Here is a 16,402-nt window from a genome sequence, read left to right as displayed (position 1 = left end):
ATCGCTCCGCCCTCCCCTCGTACAGCTGATCTCCCGCCCCGACGCCCCGTGCCGCCCAGGCACCGGGGCGCGGTCGACGAACCCGGAGAAACTCCGCCATGCCCAGAACCCGGCAGACCGCTGCCTTCGCGCTGATCACCGTGGCCGCCCTCTCGCTCACCGCCTGCGGATCGGGTGACCCCGCGGCAGCGCCGGCGGGGGCGGGACCAGCGGGCAAGGGGAACACCCCGACGACCGACGTGGTCTCGTCGGTGAGGAAGAGTGACGACGCGGCGAAACTGCTGCCGGGGCAGGTGCGCGCCTCGGGCACCCTTTCCCTCGCGTCGAGCGTCGGCGCTCCGCCCGGGGCGTTCTACCAGGAGGACGGCAGGACACTCGCGGGTGCCGACATCGACTTCGCGGACGCGGTCGCCAGGAAGCTCGGACTGAAGCTGAAGCGGGAGGTCGCCTCCTTCGAGGCGATCCTGCCGGCACTCGGCAGCGGCAAGTACGACCTGGGCACGGGCAACTTCGGGGTGACGGACGAACGCAGGAAGACCATCGACTTCGTCACGTACATCAACGACGGGCAGGGCTTCGCCGTCCGGGAGGACAGCGGCCTGGAGAAGGTCACCGATCTCACCCAGCTCTGCGGCCTCACCGTCGGCACCGGCGCCGGAACCACCTTCGAGGCGACCCTTGAGGAGAACAAGCACCTGTGCGCCGACGCCGGCAGGAAGGCGTACGAGGTCAAGACGTACGCCGACCAGGCCGCCGTCTGGATCTCTCTCCAGCAGGGCCGCAGCGACGTCCTGATGTCCACGATCAACGGACTGCGCTACGCCGTGACCCAGCAGGAGGGGCTGCGCTTCCTCAACGAGTACAAGCGGCTCGACGTCGGCTTCGCCTTCAGGAAGGGCACCCCCCTGGCACCGGCTTTCCAGGCGGCGGTCAACGGCCTGAAGGAGGACGGGACCTACGACCGCATCCTGAAGAAGTGGGGCACGTCCGAGTCGGCGATCGAGACGTCGCGGATCTCACCTCCCGAGATCGGCTGAGTCCGGCCGGCGCCCGGTCAGCAGTCGCACCCGCAGTCGCAGCCCTCGCCGCAGCTGCAGCAGTTGCCGCAGCAGTCACAGGCCTCGCAGCAGTCCCCACAGTCGCACTTGTGGCAGAGGCCTTCGCGCTCCTGACCGGTCCACGGGTCGTTGAAGCTGCCGGAGCAGCACATCTGGCAGGTGCAGGCGAGACCGGCCCAGACCAGGCAGCCGGCGATGAGGCCGCGCCGGTTGCGCGGGGGCTCGGGCGGGAGCGGCGGACCGGAGGGTCCCCCCGGCGTCGGCGCGTACGGGTTGCCGGGCGCCGGGCCGAAGGAGCCCGACGGCTGCCCGCCGTGCCGGTGTGCGCACGGGGCGGGTCCGAAGGCCCTGTCCACGGAACGCCGCAGCTCGTGCACGAGGAGCACGTGGGCCAGCGCGCCGTCGTCGAACTCCGCGTCGCGCATCGCGAGGCGCACGCCGTGCAGCGCGTCGTCGCAGAGGCGGCGGGCCTCCTCCAGTGGTGTGCCGGTCGCTGTGAGCGGGTTCCAGGCACCCGACGCCGCGTCAGCTTCGAGGTCCTCCACGGCATCCAGCAGATGGGCGAGCCGGCCGAAGAGCCGTCCCGCCTCGGCGAGCGGCTCGGCGTTCCGCGGCCTGCCCGCGAGGACGGCGGTGTGCGCGAAGGCCGCGGCGGTCGCCGTCTCGGTCGGCTCGGTGACCGTCAGCAGGGAGGTCCCCGGCCCGGCGAGTGACTCGATGCCGGTCTGCCGGTCGACGGCGTCCACCAGGACCGCGGTGTCGAAGCCGAGCTCGGCGCCGGTGCGCGCCCCCGCCCTGTCCCAGCCCGCGGCGACCCGGCGAGCGGCGGCGGCCACCGGGCGCCGCTTCAACAGACCGTCGCGGTCGGCCACATGGTCGCGCACCTTCGCGGACGCCAGCACGAGCGACACGGCGGCGGCGAGCCTGGCCCCCTCACCCCGCGCGACCGGGGCCGTACGCATCGAGCGCAGCGGGCACGGGCCGGCGGTGCGCCTCTGTCCCGCGGAGCGCTCGGACTGAGCCTCCGTCAGGACCGAGACGATGAGGCCGTCATAGTTCGTCACGACACGAGCGAACTGCCCGTGGTCCGCGCGAAGAGCGAGACAGAGCCCGCAGAGATGAGCCATCCACTCCGCCTTGAGCCCTTCGGACAGCCGATGGGTACAGGGCCTCACGATTCCGAACACGACGATCCCCCGGGAGCCGTTCACCTGCACGAGCCGGGCTCATGCACTTACGCGGCGAGCATCGTACCGAGCGATCCGTTCACCCGTCCGCCCCTCAGATCACCCGTACGGACGGGAGAATCATATTTTCGTTCCGCAAGCCCTCCTACGAGGTAGGTACCCTGACGAATCGCCACATGTTCTGCACCAGTAGCGTCACGAATCGCCTGCGCGGCGACTATCCCCTTGGCGCTGTATCCGCATCATGGACGACCATAGGGATAGGAAAGACATGCGGAACACCAACGAACCGCGGTGAGAGGAGGCGTCCATGGGATCGGTGCGCAAGGCGAGTGCCTGGCTGGGCCTCGTGGAGGACAACGACGAGCGGTACTACGACGACGAGTACTCCGAGGATGCTGAGACCGGCACGCATCAGCCATGGGTGACCGACCCCCGGGTGCAGGTGGCATCCGAGAAGGCCGAGGACAAGGGCCGTCGGATCGCCACCGTCACCCCGGACAGCTTCCGGGACGCACGCGGCATCGGAGAGCTCTTCCGGGACGGCGTCCCGGTGATCGTCAACCTCACCGCCATGGATCCCACCGACGCGAAGCGCGTCGTGGACTTCGCCGCGGGACTGACCTTCGGGCTGCGGGGCTCCATCGAGCGCGTGGCCACCAGAGTGTTCCTGCTGACCCCCGCCCACACCCAGGTGGTGAACGGCGAAGCCGTCGGCCGGCCGGCCGACGGCTTCTTCAACCAGAGCTGAGCAGGCGCTCGCCGGAACGTCCTACCGGAATGCGTCCAGGCCGGTGAGCGCCTTGCCCAGCACCAGCTGGTGCATCTCCACGGTGCCCTCGTAGGTGAGCACCGATTCCAGGTTCGTCGCGTGCCGCATCACCGGGTACTCCAGCGAGATCCCGTTGGCGCCCAGGATCGTGCGCGAGGTGCGGCAGATCTCGATCGCCTCCCGCACGTTGTTGAGCTTCCCGAAGCTGACCTGCTCCGGGCGGATCCTTCCCGCGTCCATCCGGCGGCCCAGATGGTGGGCGAGCAGGATGCCCTTGTGGAGTTCCAGGGCCATGTCCGCGAGCTTCGCCTGGGTGAGCTGGAAACCGCCGATCGGCCTGCCGAACTGCTCGCGTGACCTGGCGTAGTCCAGAGCCGCCTCGAAGCTCGCCCGAGCGGCACCCATGGCCCCCCAGACGATGCCGTAGCGGGCGTGGCTGAGACAGCTGAGCGGGCCGCGCAGCCCGGTGGCGCCCGGCAGGACCGCGTCGGCGGGCAGCCGCACGCCGTCCAGGACCAGCTCGCTGGTGACCGAGGCGCGCAGCGACCACTTGTGGGTGATCTCCGGTGCGGAGAAACCGGGACTGTCCGTCGGTACGACGAATCCGCGGATCCCCGATCCGCCGCCCTCCTGGTCGGTCTGCGCCCAGACGACGGCGACCCCGGCCACCGATCCGTTGGTGATCCACATCTTGCGGCCGCTGAGGACCCAGTCCTCGCCGTCCCGCTGGGCGTACGTCCGCATCCCGGCGGGGTCCGAGCCGTGGTCCGGCTCGGTGAGGCCGAAGCAGCCGATGGTCTCCCCGGCAGCCATGCCGGGCAGCCAGCGCTGCTTCTGCTCCTCGGATCCGAAGCGGTGGATGGCGTACATCGCGAGGGAGCCCTGGACGGAGACCAGGGAGCGGATACCCGAGTCGGCGGCCTCCAGCTCCAGGCAGGCCAGGCCGTACTGGACGGCACTCGCCCCGGCGCAGCCGTACCCCTGCAGGGACATGCCCAGCGCTCCGAGTGAGCCCAGCTCCCGGGCCAGCTCGCGGATGCCGGGGAGCTCGCCGTTCTCGTACCACTCGGCGATGTGCGGGAGGACCCGGTCGGCGGCCCAGGTGCGCACGGTGTCGCGGATCGCGAGGTCCTCGGGGCCGAGGAGGTCGTCGATGCCGAGGGGGTCACCCGGATCGAAGGGCGGCACCCTCATCGGCTTCGAGGGCTTCGCGGACTCGGTGGTGGACATGAGTGCCTCCGGCGGCTCGCACGGTACAGAAACGCGCCACGGTACTAAAACTAGCAGTGGTAGTTACGGCGCCGTGCCGACGTTACGGCTCAGCGTGCGGCCCGTCCAGAGCCGGCGGCCTCGGCGGGTGCGCGGCGGGCGGGGAGAGGAACCCGGTGCCCGGGGGCGTCCGATGAGCCGGACCGGCGGCGGGAGGCGGGTACGGCGGGGTCCGGCACGGCGGCCTCCTGCTCACCGCGGACGCCCTTGAGCGGCGGACAGTCCATGACGCGCGGCAGGCGCAGCGCCGCCAGCGCCCCGAGCAGCAGCAGGGCCGCACTGACCATCAGGGTGACGTGCAGACCGTCGACGAAGGCGTGCCGGGCCGTGTTCCGCAGCAGATCACCCATGGGGCCGCCCAGCCGGCCGGCCACCTGGTAGGCCTCGCCCAGGGAGTGCGACGCTGCGGACCCCGCCGAGGCCGGCACCCCCTCCTCCCGGAGCCGGGAGAGCCCAGGTGCGTAGGCGGCGTTCATGACACTGCCGAGCAGCGCGATCCCCAGGCCGGCTCCCAGCTGGTAGGAGGTCTCGCCGATCGCCGCCGCGCCGCCCGCCCGCTCGGCGGGGGCCTCGCTCAGCATCGACTCGTACGCCCCGAACAGGGTGGACTGCAACCCGAAGCCCAGCAGGACGAAACCGGAGGTGAGCAGTACGGGGCGGTCGTGCTGGCCCATCAGGGTCAGCAGGAGCACGGAGGCCGCCGTGAGCACGAAGCCCCAGGCGACCATCCGGCGCGGACCGACGCGGCTGAGCGTGTGCGAACCGGTGGCCCCGGCCGCCATCGCGGCGAAGGTCAGCGGGAGCAGCCGCAGACCCGTCTCCAGCGGGCTCAGGTCCAGGACCAGCTGGAGGTACTGGACCGCGATCAGCTCCAGGCCGACCAGGGCCAGCATGGCCAGCACGATGCAGCCGACGGCGGTGGTGAAAGCGGGCCGGGAGAACATGGCGATGTCGATCAGCGGATGTGTGCGGCGCCTCTGCCTGCGCACGAAGAGGGTGACCAGCGCGGCGCCGGCGAGCAGCGGAACGAGCGTGGCGGGGTTCAGCAGCCCCTCTCCCCCGCCGATCCGCTTGATCCCGAGGACGACTCCGAGCACACCGGCGGCGGCCATCAGCGCGCCGAGGACGTCCCAGGGGCCGTCGTTCTCACCGCGGGACTCGGGCAGCAGCCATCGGGCGAGCGGGAGGATCAGCGCCATCAGCGGGATGTTGATCAGGAAGACCGAGCCCCACCAGTAGTGCTCGACGAGGAAGCCGCCGATGACCGGACCGGTCGCGGCGCCGACCGCGGCGACCGCGGTCCAGATGCCGACGGCCATGGCCCGCTCGCGGCGGTCGGGGAAGACCTGGCGGAGTATCGACAGCGTGGCCGGCATGATCATGGCGCCGCCGACGCCGAGCATCGCCCGTGCCGCGATCAGAACGCCGGGCGAGTCGGCCGTCGCGGCGATCGCCGAGGCGACCCCGAAGAGCGCGTAGCCGAAGAGGAGGACGCGCCGCCTGCCGATCCGGTCACCGAGCGTGCCGAAGAGAATCAGCAGCGAGGCGCAGACCAGTGGATAGGCGTCCACGATCCAGAGCAGGCCGACGGCGCTGGGCCGCAGGTCCTCGGTGACGGCGGGAACGGCGACGTGCAGCACGGTCGCGTCGAGAGCGACGAGCAGCAGACTGAGGCAGAGGACGACCAGGACGACCCAGCGGTTGGCATCGTCGGCTGCTGCGCGCAGCCTGCTCACGGCCGTGGACGTCCCAGTCATGTACGTACCTCCCACAATGAGTCCCTCGCGCTCGGCAGACCCGCTGGGGAACCGGCTGCCGGTGTCCCCCCGGGCCCGGCATCGACGGGCGAGTGAGCCGTCAGAGTACGCGAGTTCCTGGTGGTCACGCGTGGTGCAGTTCATACGTTCACCGGCCACCAGGTGTGGCGTACACCACTCCACCCCCTGTACGCGGGGTGACGGCCGGACCGCCACGCCGGTACCTCGGCGCCCCGCCCCGCACCGGTCGGCGCGTCACCCGAATGGCCCCGCGCTCACCCGGAGCGATCACGCCTCCGCCATTTCGTCGACGCTCAAACGTTTCTACGAATAAGGGCCGGAACGAATAGCCGACGGGTCGAAACCATTCCCCGGCACACCACGAATGGATACCTGGCTGAGACAAAGTCCACATCACATCGTCATCACAAAGACGCGGGATCGGCCGGATCACACACTCACTCGCTGTAACGTCCATTGCGTGCGTACCGACATCTTTGCCCGTCTGGACCGGGAGCCGGAACCGCCGAAGATAGAGACCCCGCGGATGAGCCGTCACCGCATCGCTCTCTTCGGCGGGACTTTGGCGTTCTATCTCGCCATCGTCGTTGCCGTACTCGTCTCGTCCTGGCTGGTGACCCTCGACTGGAAGGTCATGCTGTTCCGGCCCTACCAGCAGTGGCCCGGACTCCACGCCTTCCTCGACTACTACGTCGTGCTGGGCCAGCGTGGCCCCACGGCCGTGATGGTCGCTTCCTGGCTCGGCTGGCGCTCCTGGCGCCAGCACACGCTGCGGCCCCTGCTCACGCTGGGCACCTCCCTGCTGCTGCTCAACGTGTCGGTGGGCGCGGTCAAGTACGGCCTGGGGCGGCTGGGCCCGCACTACGCCACCCAGATCGGCTCGGCCGAGCTCTTCGCCGGCGGCGATATATTTCCTTCGGGACACACCGCCAACGCCGTGGTGACCTGGGGAATCCTGGCCTACCTGGCCACCACGCCACGGGCCAGGCGCTATCTGTCGGCCCTCTCCGCGTTCGTCTCGCTGGGCGTGGGCCTCACCACCGTCTACATCGGCACCCACTGGCTCAGCGACGTCCTCCTGGGCTGGGCCGCCGGTCTGCTGATCCTGCTGGCCCTGCCCTGGTTCGAGCCGCTGATCACACGCGCCGAGGCCGTGATCCTCTCGCTGCGCGAGCGGTGGCGGGCCCGTCGCCGGCACCGGACGTCCGTTCCGGCCGCCCCCGTGGCGCCGGAGCCGGTGCTGCTGCCGCAGGCGCTGAGCGGCGGGGCCGCGACGGCCGAGAGCTCTCAGCAGGCCGCTGCCCCGGCGCCCGGGACCGCGGGATCCGCGGGTCACCCGGGTGCGGCCGGCCGGGCCAGGGCCCACCAGGCGCACCTCTCGCGCCCGGAGCGGACGCCGCAGGCACCGGGCGTCTCGCGCCGCCCGCCGCACGCGGACCGCGCCCCGCGGAACAGCGGGGGCCCCTCCCGCCCGGTCGCGGGCGGGACGGTCGCCCCCTGACCTGCCGCTTCCACCTGCGGGTACGGATCGCATCGCCGCTCCCGCACACGACGAGGGCCCCGACTCCGGTCGGGGCCCTCGTCCGTCGGGGCCGGCCTCAGCCGACCCAGCAGCGGGTCACGGTCTCGTCGTCCACCTCGAAGTTGATACGTCCGCCGCGGAACTCCATGGTGATGACGGTGCCCGGCGCGAGAGCCCGGACGGTGCTCCAGCCGCGCTCTCTGGCCTGCCGGTCCGCGGTCCCGGCATCGAGGCCGACATAGGAGTCGGGGGTGTCGTCCGGCTGGAGGGAAGGAGTCGGTACAGGTGCCATACGTCTCACCGTAGGCCGCCGGGCGCCGTGGCGGAAGCCGCGGCGCCGCGGAGCAGGGGCGGTGCTCCGTACCTCCGCTGTCACGCTCGTGTCACAGGATCACCACAGCAGTCCCGCGTGAGCCACTTCACCCGAACGGGCTGCCGGAGGGCCGGTGACCCGTATTGCGTGACTATCCGCAAAAGGCCGCCCAGGGCCCTCCCGAGTGAAATTACGGGCGCGTGCACATCGGCCGGATCCACCTTTTCCGGGGCCGCCCGAAAAGGCGAATATACGGGTACGCAACCTGGAATTCACCCGCACTTACGCGAGCCTTACTTTCCCCGCCCCCACCCGGGGAACCCCGGCCCGGCGCCCCCGACACCGCCACCCCATCCGGAATGCAACGGTCCGGGATACGGCGCCCGGACGCACGGTCCGGGCGCCCCGGCTCAGCCCCGCCCTCTGCGGACCACCCCCGCCGCCTTGTCACGCAGCGCATACGCCCCGTCGAGCACGCTGCCCCGTGAGCGGTGGACCGCGCCGCGCAGTACGCCCCGCGAGCCCTTCCCCCCGCCTCGCGCGGCCAGCTCCGCGAAGAGCCTCTCGTGCCGCTCGGCGATCGGTGCCGGATCGAACCGCGCGGCGGAGATCCTCGCGGCACGGCCCATCCGGCGCCGCAGGGCGTCGTCGTCGATCAGGCCGAGCAGGGCCTTGGCGAAGGCGCCGGTGTCCCCGAGGGGCACGAGCCGGCCGTCCGTGCCGTCGTCGATGATCTCGGCCGGTCCGTGGGGGCAGTCGGTCGCCACCACCGGCACACCACAGCGCATCGCCTCCACGATGGTCATGCCGAACGACTCGCGCTCGGAGGTGACGGCGGCGATGGAGCTCTTGGGCCACTCCGCCTCCATCGGGTCGACCGACCCCATGAGGAGCACCCGCTCCCGGAGGCCCAGCTCGTCGACGAGCGCGCGCAGCGGCCGCTGCTCGTTGCCGGACGCGTCACCGGCACCGTAGATCCGCAGCCGCCACTCCGGGCGGACCGCCGCGACCTCGGCGAAGGCCCGGATCAGGACGTCGTAGCGCTTGACCCGGTGCAGCCGGCCCGCCGCGACAATGTACTTGGCGTCGCACCCGGCGGGCGGGCCGGCCGGGGCGGGCACGCTGTTCGGGATGACCTCGATCCGCACGCCCGGCAGCCGCAGCCTGGCGCGGTAGTCCCGGGCGTCGGCCTCGGTGACGGTCGTGACGGCGTCGAGCAGTGCGTACCGGTGCCCTATCTCCCGGCGGAGCCGGTAGCCATGGCTCTCGAGCGTGAGGTGCTCCTGGCCGACCCTCACCGGGCCGCGCCGCGCCTGCCGGCTGATGTGGACGTTGAGTCCGGGGCGTGTGCCCACGACGACGTCGGCCTCCAGCGCGCCCAGATGGGCCGCGATACGGCTGTCGGTGAGCCTGCTGTACTGCCGGTGCCTGGTGTCGCCCCGCGGGAACACCGAGGCGGGCACGGCGTGTTCGGCGGTCTCCCCCTCGTATCCCGGGCTCGACCTGCGCAGGTCGACGAGGTGGCTCATCCGGACACCGGCCGGCGCCCCGAGCTTCGGGTCGTCGCGGTGCCGGAAGACGGAGACGATCTCGACGTCGTGCTGCTGCGCCAGGGTTCCGGCGAGCGTGAAGGTGGTACGGATCGTTCCCCCGATGCCGTACGCGTTGTGGAGCAGAAATGAAATGTGCATTACGTAGTCGTTTCCCCTGTTCGACTGGTCCGCAACGGACCTTACGTGCCGTCAGAAGGCGGCACAGCATTCGCACAGGAGTCGCACAAACCCGTGACGTTTCGAACGAACGGGCGTGCAACAGGGGCCATGGCGCGGAATTTCCTCCTCCACTTCACTTGCCCGATCTTCGGGCCCCCCGGCCCACCTGGCGCGGCGCTTAATCTCCCGATTCACGCGTGACCCCGGCCCCGGGTCTTCCGTTGTCTCTTCATGAGCCGGGAACCGCCCGGCCCACGCACCGAGTTCGAGGAGCCACCCGTGCCGCGCATGCTCGACGTCAGCGAGGACGTACGCGCCGAGATCGGCGATGCCGAAGCCGACCGGCTGCTCGTCGGCGACAGTGCCCCAGGCAGTTACGACTGCACCTCGTGCCGCACCCCCGGCGATTCCGACCAGGAGCGCACCAGCACGGTGCTCTTCGTGGGCGACGAGACCGCCGTGCTCGCCTTCGCCCACGCGACCTGCATCCCCTCGCAGGTCGTCCAGGTCGCGGAGGACCAGCTCCAGGGCGCCGTACGGTCCATCACCGGCAGCGAGCCACAGAACCCGGAGGGCCTCATGCCCGAACAGGCCGTCCTCGGCATCACCAGCGGTCTCGTCCTGATCGAGGACGACCTCCGCCCGGCTCTGGTCGTCGAGCCGACGGGGCCGATCGCCCGGCCCGGCACGGACGGCAGCGGCGGCGACCAGTTCCTGCAACTGCTGCTGGAGCAGGGCTTCCTGCCCACGCCCCACCTGAACCGGCTGCCCGGGGTGCTCCCCGGCTGGTCCGTCCTCCTCGCCATGGGCCAGCTGCACGCCGTGCTGCAGCCGGGCGCCGGCGGTGGCAACCCGGTCGCCTGGTGGCAGGCCCACCAGCCGCTCCAGGTCACCGAGGGCTGGCGGACGGCCGCGAACAAGGCGCAGAGCGTGCTGGTCTTCGCCGCGCCCGCCGGTTCCATCGGCCAGCAGCCGCGCGAGGACCTGCTCCGTGACGCGCTGGACAAGGCCGCGGTCAACGGCCTCCTGGTCGCCGCGACGATGCCGCTGGCCGGGACCTGAGCGTGCCCGTGCCGCGCCCCTCTGCCCGCCGAACAGCGTTTTCTCCCTCCGGCCCGCATCCGACGGGCGGTGAGGTCGTTGGCACCTACGTGCACTCATACGACCCTCCTCGCCAGCAGCAGACCCCGATCCCGGCCATGCGCCCGTCGCAGGACCCCTCGGGCGGCAAGTCCCCCACCCCGATCTACGACGCCCTGTACTCCGAGTACAGGCGATCGTTCCGGGCGCTTCCCGGGGACCGCACGGGTGAGGAGAATCTCGGCTTCAGAACGTTCGGTATCGGGATGTTCGGCAGCCGTGCACCGCTGAACCCCCGTACGGCGGCGAACGCCCAGGGAAGCCACGGCGGGGGCGGGGGCAACCCCGGTTCCTGGCAGCGGGTCGGACGTCACGCCGGGCGCGCCCGGCCTGCGGCGCTGCCGCCCGGGTCCACGGACGCCTGACGACACGGGCGCCTGACGACACGGGCGCCTGACGTGTACGGGCGGCTGCCCTGCACGGGCGAGTGACGTATACGGGCGGCTGACGTATACGGCGAAGCCCCGGACCACCCGCTCCGTGCGGGGGTCCGGGGCTTCGCCGTGGGGCTGCCTACTTCTTGCGGCCGCGCTTCTCGCGCACCCGCACCGAGATGTGCAGCGGCGTGCCCTCGAAGCCGAACTCCTCGCGCAGACGGCGCTCGACGAAGCGGCGGTAGCCGTGCTCCAGGAAGCCTGACGAGAAGAGCACGAACCTCGGCGGCTTGGTGCCCGCCTGGGTGCCGAAGAGGATGCGGGGCTGCTTGCCGCCGCGTACCGGGTGCGGGTGGGAGGCGACGATCTCGCCGAGGAAGGCGTTCAGCCTTCCGGTGGGGATACGGGTCTCCCAGCCCTCGATCGCGGTCTCGATCGCCGGGACCAGCTTCTCCATGTGGCGGCCCGTGACGGCCGAGACGTTGACGCGGGGGGCCCACGCGACCTGCGCGAGCTCCGTCTCGATCTCGCGCTCCAGGTAGTAGCGGCGCTCCTCGTCGAGGGTGTCCCACTTGTTGAAGGCGAGCACGATCGCACGGCCCGCTTCCACGGCCATCGTGACGATCCGCTGGTCCTGGACGCTGATCGACTCGCTCGAGTCGATCAGGATGACGGCGACCTCGGCCTTCTCCACGGCGGCCGCGGTGCGCAGCGAGGCGTAGTAGTCCGCGCCCTCCTGGAGGTGCACCTTGCGGCGGATGCCGGCCGTGTCGATGAACTTCCAGGTGACGCCGCCGAGCTCGATCAGCTCGTCGACCGGGTCGCGGGTGGTGCCGGCGAGCGAGTTGACGACGACACGGTCCTCGTTGGCCACCTTGTTGAGGAGCGAGGACTTCCCGACGTTGGGGCGGCCGATGAGCGCGATGCGGCGGGGGCCGCCGAGCGCGGTGCCGAAGGACTGCGCGGGAGCCTCGGGCAGGGCCTCCAGGACGGCGTCCAGCATGTCGCCGGTGCCCCGGCCGTGCAGGGAGGAGACCGGGTGCGGCTCACCGAGGCCCAGCGACCAGAGCGCGGTGGCGTCGGCCTCGCCGCTCTGTCCGTCGACCTTGTTGGCGCACAGGACGACGGGCTTGCCGGCGCGGCGCAGCAGCTTGACGACGGCCTCGTCGGTGTCGGTGGCGCCGACGGTGGCGTCGACCACGAAGACGACCGCGTCGGCGGTCTCGATGGCGTATTCGGCCTGGGCGGCGACGGAGGCGTCGAGGCCCAGCACGTCCTGCTCCCAGCCGCCGGTGTCGACGACCTTGAAGCGGCGGCCCGCCCACTCGGCCTCGTAGCTGACGCGGTCACGGGTGACGCCGGGCTTGTCCTGGACGACGGCCTCGCGGCGGCCGATGATCCGGTTCACCAGGGTCGACTTGCCGACGTTCGGGCGGCCGACGACGGCGAGCGCGGGAAGCGGGCCGTGACCGGCCTCACCGATCGCGCCCTCGACCTCCTCGGGGTCGAACCCCTCCTGCGCGGCGAGCTCCATGAACTCCGCGTACTCGGCATCGCCAAGTGCTCCGTGCTCGTGGTCCGAGCCGCCGGAGTGAATCTGGTCGTTCATGAAGTCCGTTCCTCTTTGCATCATCATCGATGGGCCACGATGGCGCGGCCCACTACTCAAGTCTTAACAGTGCGCCCGGTGAGGCGCCTGGCGTTCTCCAGGTGCGCGGTCAGCTCGCCCTGGATCCGGACCGTGGCCTCGTCCAGCGCCTTCCTCGTGCGCCGCCCGCTGCCGTCACCGGCCTGGAAGGCGTCGCCGAAGACGACGTCGACCCGGCTGCGCAGCGGAGGCAGTGCCCTTGTCAACCGTCCGCGGCCCTCCGTGCTTCCCAGGACCGCGACGGGGACGATGGGTGCCCTGCCGCGCACCGCGAAGTACGCGAGCCCCGCACGCAGGGAGGCGAAGTCGCCTTCGCCCCTGGTGCCCTCGGGGAAGATCCCGAGGACGCCTCCGTCGTCCAGCACGCCGAGTGCCTGCGTGATGGCCGTGCGGTCGACGGTCGTGCGGTCCACCTTCAGCTGCCCGATTCCGCGCAGGAACGGGTCGAGGGGGCCGACGAACGCCTCCTTCTTGATCAGGAAGTGGACGGGCCGGGGCGCGGTGCCCATCAGCATCGGTCCGTCGAGATTGTGCGCGTGGTTCACCGCGAGTATGACGGGTCCCGTGGTGGGGACCCGCCACGCGCCGAGCACACGGGGCCTGAACAGCCCGTACATGAGCCCGATGCCGATGCCGCGCCCGATGGCCGCTCCGCGCAGCGTCGGCGCGGCGGTGGCTTCGGTCACTTCGCGGCCTGCTTCTCCCCGACGAGGGTGACGACGCACTCGATGACCTGCGCGAGGGTCAGCTCGGTGGTGTCCACCTCGACGGCGTCGCCGGCCTTGGCCAGCGGCGAGGTCTTGCGGCCGGAGTCGGCCGCGTCCCGCTTGACCAGTGCTTCCCGGGTGGCGGCGAGGTCGGAGCCCTTGAGCTCACCGCTGCGGCGTGCGGCGCGCGCCTCCGGGGACGCGGTCAGGAAGATCTTGATGTCGGCGTCGGGCAGCACGGTGGTGCCGATGTCGCGGCCCTCGACGACGATGCCGCGCTCGGCCTCCGCGGCGATCGAGCGCTGCAGCTCGGTGATCAGGGCGCGCACCTCGGGGACGGCGCTGACGGCGCTGACCTGGGAGGTGACCTCCTGGGTGCGGATCGGGCCCGAGGCGTCCTCGCCGTCGACGGTGATCGTCGGGGCGGACGGATCCGTGCCCGAGACGATGACCGGCTTGGCGGCGGCCGTGGCGATCTCGGCCGGGTTCCGCACGTCGATGCCGTTGTTCAGCATCCACCACGTGATCGCCCGGTACTGGGCGCCGGTGTCCAGGTAGCTCAGGCCGAGCTGGGCGGCGACGGCCTTGGAGGTGCTCGACTTGCCGGTGCCGGAGGGGCCGTCGATGGCGACGATCACTGCGGCCGGGGCGGTCCGGGCGGCGGCGCTTACGGTTTCCACGGTGGTGGACACCTTCCTGGTACACGGGGGCGGGCGGAGCGGGGCAGGGCAGACCGGGGCGCCCTCCCCACAAGGTTACCGAGTGCGCGAAGCGCCTTTGCACCCCTGCCTCCGGGCCCGTCCCGGAGGGCTCCTACGGGCGGATCGACCAGCCGCGCTCGCTGAGGGCCGCGCTCAGCGCGGGGGCCGCGCTCGGCTCGACCATCAGCTGGACGAGTCCGGCCTGCTGGCCGGTGGCGTGCTCGATGCGGACGTCCTCGATGTTGACGCCGGCCTTCCCCGCGTCGGCGAAGATCGCGGCGAGCTCGCCCGGCCGGTCGCTGATGAGCACGGCGACGACCTCGTACGACGCCGGGGCGGCCCCGTGCTTGCCGGGGACCCTGACGCGGCCCGCGTTGCCGCGGCGCAGGACGTCCTGGATGCCGGCGGTGCCCGTGCGGCGCTCGTCCTCGTCGGCGGACTGCAGGCCGCGCAGCGCCCGGACCGTCTCGTCCAGGTCGGTGGCCACGCCGGCCAGTACGTCGGCGACCGGGCCGGGGTTGGCGGAGAGGATCTCCACCCACATCCGGGGGTCGGAGGCCGCGATGCGGGTCACGTCCCTGATCCCCTGGCCGCAGAGGCGTACGGCTGTCTCGTCGGCCTCCTCCAGCCGGGCGGCGACCATCGAGGAGATCAGCTGCGGGGTGTGGGACACCAGGGCGACGGCTCGGTCGTGGGCGTCGGCGTCCATGACGACCGGGACGGCGCGGCAGAGCGCGACCAGCTCCAGGGCGAGGTTGAGGACCTCGGTGTCCGTCTCCCGGGTCGGGGTGAGGACCCAGGGACGGCCCTCGAAGAGGTCGGCGGTGGCCGCGAGGGGCCCGGAGCGCTCCTTGCCGGCCATGGGGTGCGTGCCGATGTACGGCGTGAGGTCGGCGCCGAGCACCTCCAGCTCACGGCGCGGGCCGCCCTTGACGCTGGCGACGTCGAGGTAGGCGCGGGCGATCCCGTCCCGCATGGCGGTGGCGAGCACGGAGGCGGTGTGGGCGGGCGGTACGGCGACGATCGCCAGGTCGACGGGCCCCTCGGGCGCCTCGTCCGTACCGGCGCCGAGCGCGGCCGCGGTCCGTGCCGAGGACGCGTCGCGGTCGGTCAGGTACACCTGGATGCCGCGGCCGGCGAGGGCGAGGGCCGCGGAGGTGCCGACCAGGCCCGTTCCGATGACGAGGGCTGTTCTCACTGGGCGATGTCCTTGCGGAGGGCGCCGGTGGCGCCGAGGTAGACATGGCTGATCTCGGCCTTGGAGAGATACGTCTCCACGTGGGCGAGTATGCGGACGACGCGGGGCATGGCCCCGGTGATGTCCAGCTCCTGGGCGCAGATCAGCGGTACGTCGACGATGCCGAGGCCCCGGGCGGCGGCCGCCGGGAAATCGCTGTGCAGGTCGGGGGTGGCGGTGAACCACACGCTGATCAGGTCGTCGGCGACGATCTGGTTGCGCTCCAGGACCTCGGTGAGGAGTGCGCTCACCCGCTCGTCCATGTGACCGGCTTCGTCCCGCTCCAGCTGGACGGCTCCACGGACTGCTCGTACCGCCACGTCGTACCCCTCGTTGCCTCGTGCTGTGTGCCCTTTCAGCCTAGAGGGGCGGCGGACGGGCCGGTCACCGTGCTCTGTCCGTGAGACACGGCGCAGCGGCGGCACCGCTCCGCGGCCCACCCGGTCGGGCGCATCCACCGCCGTGTCGCGGGGCCGGGACGCCGGGCGGGTGACGACGCCTGTCATCGTCCCCAGCATCGATCACCCTGCGAGGAGAAGCATGAACGCACGGCGAAGGACGGTCCTGACCGCGGGAGCGGCCGCACTGGTGACCGGCTGCGGCTCGTCCGGGGACGGGGACGGGGGCGGGACCGAGGAGAGCTCCCCGGTCGCCTCCGGCTCCCCGTCCGCCCCGGGGGACGCGGAGCTGACGACGACCGCCGACATCCCGGCCGGGGGCGGGAAGATCTTCAAGGACCGCAAGGTCGTGGTGACCCAGCCGGCCGCCGGGGAGTTCAATGCCTTCTCCGCGGTGTGCACCCACGCGGGCTGCATCGTCTCCTCGGTCTCCGACGGCACCATCGACTGCGCCTGCCACGGGAGCAGGTTCAGCATCGAGGACGGGGCCGTCGAACAGGGCCCGGCCACGCGCGCGCTGCCCGCCGAGCGGATCACCGTCGAGGGCGACAGCATCCGGCTCACGCGGGGAGCGTAGCCTCGCGCG

The 16,402-nt window shown here is 71.7% G+C and carries 16 protein-coding genes; 6 read left to right on the top strand and 10 right to left on the bottom strand.

From position 1 onward, the window contains the following. The first annotated feature begins 98 nt into the window (after positions 1–98). Positions 99–1,037, top strand: a complete 939-nt coding sequence (locus ACIRJR_RS28225) for an ABC transporter substrate-binding protein (protein ID WP_403785723.1) — start codon at positions 99–101, stop codon at positions 1,035–1,037. Positions 1,038–1,054: 17 nt separating this feature from the next. On the opposite strand, the gene ACIRJR_RS28220 is transcribed toward ACIRJR_RS28225, so the two are convergent. Further along, a complete protein-coding gene (locus ACIRJR_RS28220) occupies positions 1,055–2,245 on the bottom strand; it encodes a DUF5685 family protein (RefSeq protein ID WP_403785721.1) in 1,191 nt (396 codons plus the stop codon). 310 nt (positions 2,246–2,555) lie between these two features. On the opposite strand from ACIRJR_RS28220, the gene ACIRJR_RS28215 reads away from it, so the two are divergent. Further along, positions 2,556–2,996, top strand: coding sequence for a cell division protein SepF (locus ACIRJR_RS28215; RefSeq protein ID WP_103517051.1), 441 nt, complete (start codon positions 2,556–2,558; stop codon positions 2,994–2,996). A gap of 21 nt (positions 2,997–3,017) precedes the next feature. Here the strand turns inward: ACIRJR_RS28215 and ACIRJR_RS28210 are convergent, their stop codons facing one another. Together ACIRJR_RS28210 and ACIRJR_RS28205 are read right to left on the bottom strand one after the other, a co-directional pair. Beyond that, positions 3,018–4,247, bottom strand: a complete 1,230-nt coding sequence (locus ACIRJR_RS28210; RefSeq protein WP_403785718.1) for an acyl-CoA dehydrogenase family protein — start codon at positions 4,245–4,247, stop codon at positions 3,018–3,020. Between the two features lie 89 nt (positions 4,248–4,336). Further along, positions 4,337–6,043, bottom strand: a complete 1,707-nt coding sequence (locus ACIRJR_RS28205) for an MFS transporter (RefSeq protein WP_403785716.1) — start codon at positions 6,041–6,043, stop codon at positions 4,337–4,339. A gap of 481 nt (positions 6,044–6,524) precedes the next feature. On the opposite strand from ACIRJR_RS28205, the gene ACIRJR_RS28200 reads away from it, so the two are divergent. Further along, complete coding sequence (locus ACIRJR_RS28200) at positions 6,525–7,565, top strand: phosphatase PAP2 family protein (RefSeq protein ID WP_403785714.1); 1,041 nt, start codon at positions 6,525–6,527, stop codon at positions 7,563–7,565. Between the two features lie 97 nt (positions 7,566–7,662). On the opposite strand, the gene ACIRJR_RS28195 is transcribed toward ACIRJR_RS28200, so the two are convergent. Together ACIRJR_RS28195 and ACIRJR_RS28190 are read right to left on the bottom strand one after the other, a co-directional pair. Further along, complete coding sequence (locus ACIRJR_RS28195) at positions 7,663–7,878, bottom strand: I78 family peptidase inhibitor (protein ID WP_403785712.1); 216 nt, start codon at positions 7,876–7,878, stop codon at positions 7,663–7,665. 431 nt (positions 7,879–8,309) lie between these two features. Then, the gene (locus ACIRJR_RS28190) at positions 8,310–9,590 is read right to left on the bottom strand and encodes a glycosyltransferase family 4 protein (protein WP_403785710.1); all 1,281 of its coding nucleotides are present in this window, start codon (positions 9,588–9,590) and stop codon (positions 8,310–8,312) included. 300 nt (positions 9,591–9,890) lie between these two features. On the opposite strand from ACIRJR_RS28190, the gene ACIRJR_RS28185 reads away from it, so the two are divergent. Further along, the gene (locus ACIRJR_RS28185) at positions 9,891–10,673 is read left to right on the top strand and encodes a hypothetical protein (RefSeq protein WP_403785708.1); all 783 of its coding nucleotides are present in this window, start codon (positions 9,891–9,893) and stop codon (positions 10,671–10,673) included. A gap of 137 nt (positions 10,674–10,810) precedes the next feature. After that, the gene (locus ACIRJR_RS28180) at positions 10,811–11,116 is read left to right on the top strand and encodes a hypothetical protein (RefSeq protein ID WP_403785706.1); all 306 of its coding nucleotides are present in this window, start codon (positions 10,811–10,813) and stop codon (positions 11,114–11,116) included. Positions 11,117–11,264: 148 nt separating this feature from the next. On the opposite strand, the gene der is transcribed toward ACIRJR_RS28180, so the two are convergent. From der to aroH, 5 genes are all read right to left on the bottom strand, one after another. After that, entirely contained in the window at positions 11,265–12,734 is a 1,470-nt protein-coding gene (der, locus tag ACIRJR_RS28175; RefSeq protein ID WP_403785704.1) for a ribosome biogenesis GTPase Der, read from the bottom strand. Positions 12,735–12,790: 56 nt separating this feature from the next. Continuing rightward, on the bottom strand, positions 12,791–13,459 hold the full coding sequence (locus ACIRJR_RS28170; RefSeq protein WP_403785702.1) for a lysophospholipid acyltransferase family protein: 669 nt from the start codon (positions 13,457–13,459) through the stop codon (positions 12,791–12,793). Next, entirely contained in the window at positions 13,456–14,172 is a 717-nt protein-coding gene (cmk, locus tag ACIRJR_RS28165; protein WP_403785700.1) for a (d)CMP kinase, read from the bottom strand. Before cmk ends, ACIRJR_RS28170 begins: the two co-directional genes overlap by 4 nt. A 121-nt stretch (positions 14,173–14,293) precedes the next feature. Continuing rightward, entirely contained in the window at positions 14,294–15,379 is a 1,086-nt protein-coding gene (locus ACIRJR_RS28160; protein WP_403785698.1) for a prephenate dehydrogenase, read from the bottom strand. Continuing rightward, positions 15,376–15,738, bottom strand: coding sequence for a chorismate mutase (gene aroH / locus ACIRJR_RS28155; RefSeq protein ID WP_403785696.1), 363 nt, complete (start codon positions 15,736–15,738; stop codon positions 15,376–15,378). The genes ACIRJR_RS28160 and aroH overlap by 4 nt, the downstream gene beginning before the upstream one ends. A gap of 220 nt (positions 15,739–15,958) precedes the next feature. Here aroH and ACIRJR_RS28150 point away from each other — a divergent pair, with 220 nt between their 5' ends. Beyond that, on the top strand, positions 15,959–16,393 hold the full coding sequence (locus ACIRJR_RS28150) for a Rieske (2Fe-2S) protein (RefSeq protein WP_403785694.1): 435 nt from the start codon (positions 15,959–15,961) through the stop codon (positions 16,391–16,393). Positions 16,394–16,402: the final 9 nt, after the last annotated feature.

The sequence above is a fragment of the Streptomyces sp. NPDC102402 genome (genome assembly GCF_044765765.1).
Taxonomy (GTDB): Bacteria; Actinomycetota; Actinomycetes; order Streptomycetales; family Streptomycetaceae; genus Streptomyces.
The sequence above is the reverse complement of the archived record's forward strand: the minus strand, read 5'-3'. Positions and strand labels throughout refer to the sequence as shown.

Excerpts from the sequence above, each read along its gene's own strand:
- ACIRJR_RS28190 (WP_403785710.1), bottom strand. The coding sequence starts at position 9,590 with ATGCACATTTCATTTCTGCTCCACAACGCGTACGGCATCGGGGGAACG.
- ACIRJR_RS28205 (WP_403785716.1), bottom strand. The coding sequence starts at position 6,043 with ATGACTGGGACGTCCACGGCCGTGAGCAGGCTGCGCGCAGCAGCCGAC.
- ACIRJR_RS28195 (WP_403785712.1), bottom strand. The coding sequence starts at position 7,878 with ATGGCACCTGTACCGACTCCTTCCCTCCAGCCGGACGACACCCCCGAC.
- ACIRJR_RS28180 (WP_403785706.1), top strand. The coding sequence starts at position 10,811 with ATGCGCCCGTCGCAGGACCCCTCGGGCGGCAAGTCCCCCACCCCGATC.
- ACIRJR_RS28150 (WP_403785694.1), top strand. The coding sequence starts at position 15,959 with ATGAACGCACGGCGAAGGACGGTCCTGACCGCGGGAGCGGCCGCACTG.
- ACIRJR_RS28215 (WP_103517051.1), top strand. The coding sequence starts at position 2,556 with ATGGGATCGGTGCGCAAGGCGAGTGCCTGGCTGGGCCTCGTGGAGGAC.
- der (WP_403785704.1), bottom strand. The coding sequence starts at position 12,734 with ATGAACGACCAGATTCACTCCGGCGGCTCGGACCACGAGCACGGAGCA.
- ACIRJR_RS28225 (WP_403785723.1), top strand. The coding sequence starts at position 99 with ATGCCCAGAACCCGGCAGACCGCTGCCTTCGCGCTGATCACCGTGGCC.
- ACIRJR_RS28210 (WP_403785718.1), bottom strand. The coding sequence starts at position 4,247 with ATGTCCACCACCGAGTCCGCGAAGCCCTCGAAGCCGATGAGGGTGCCG.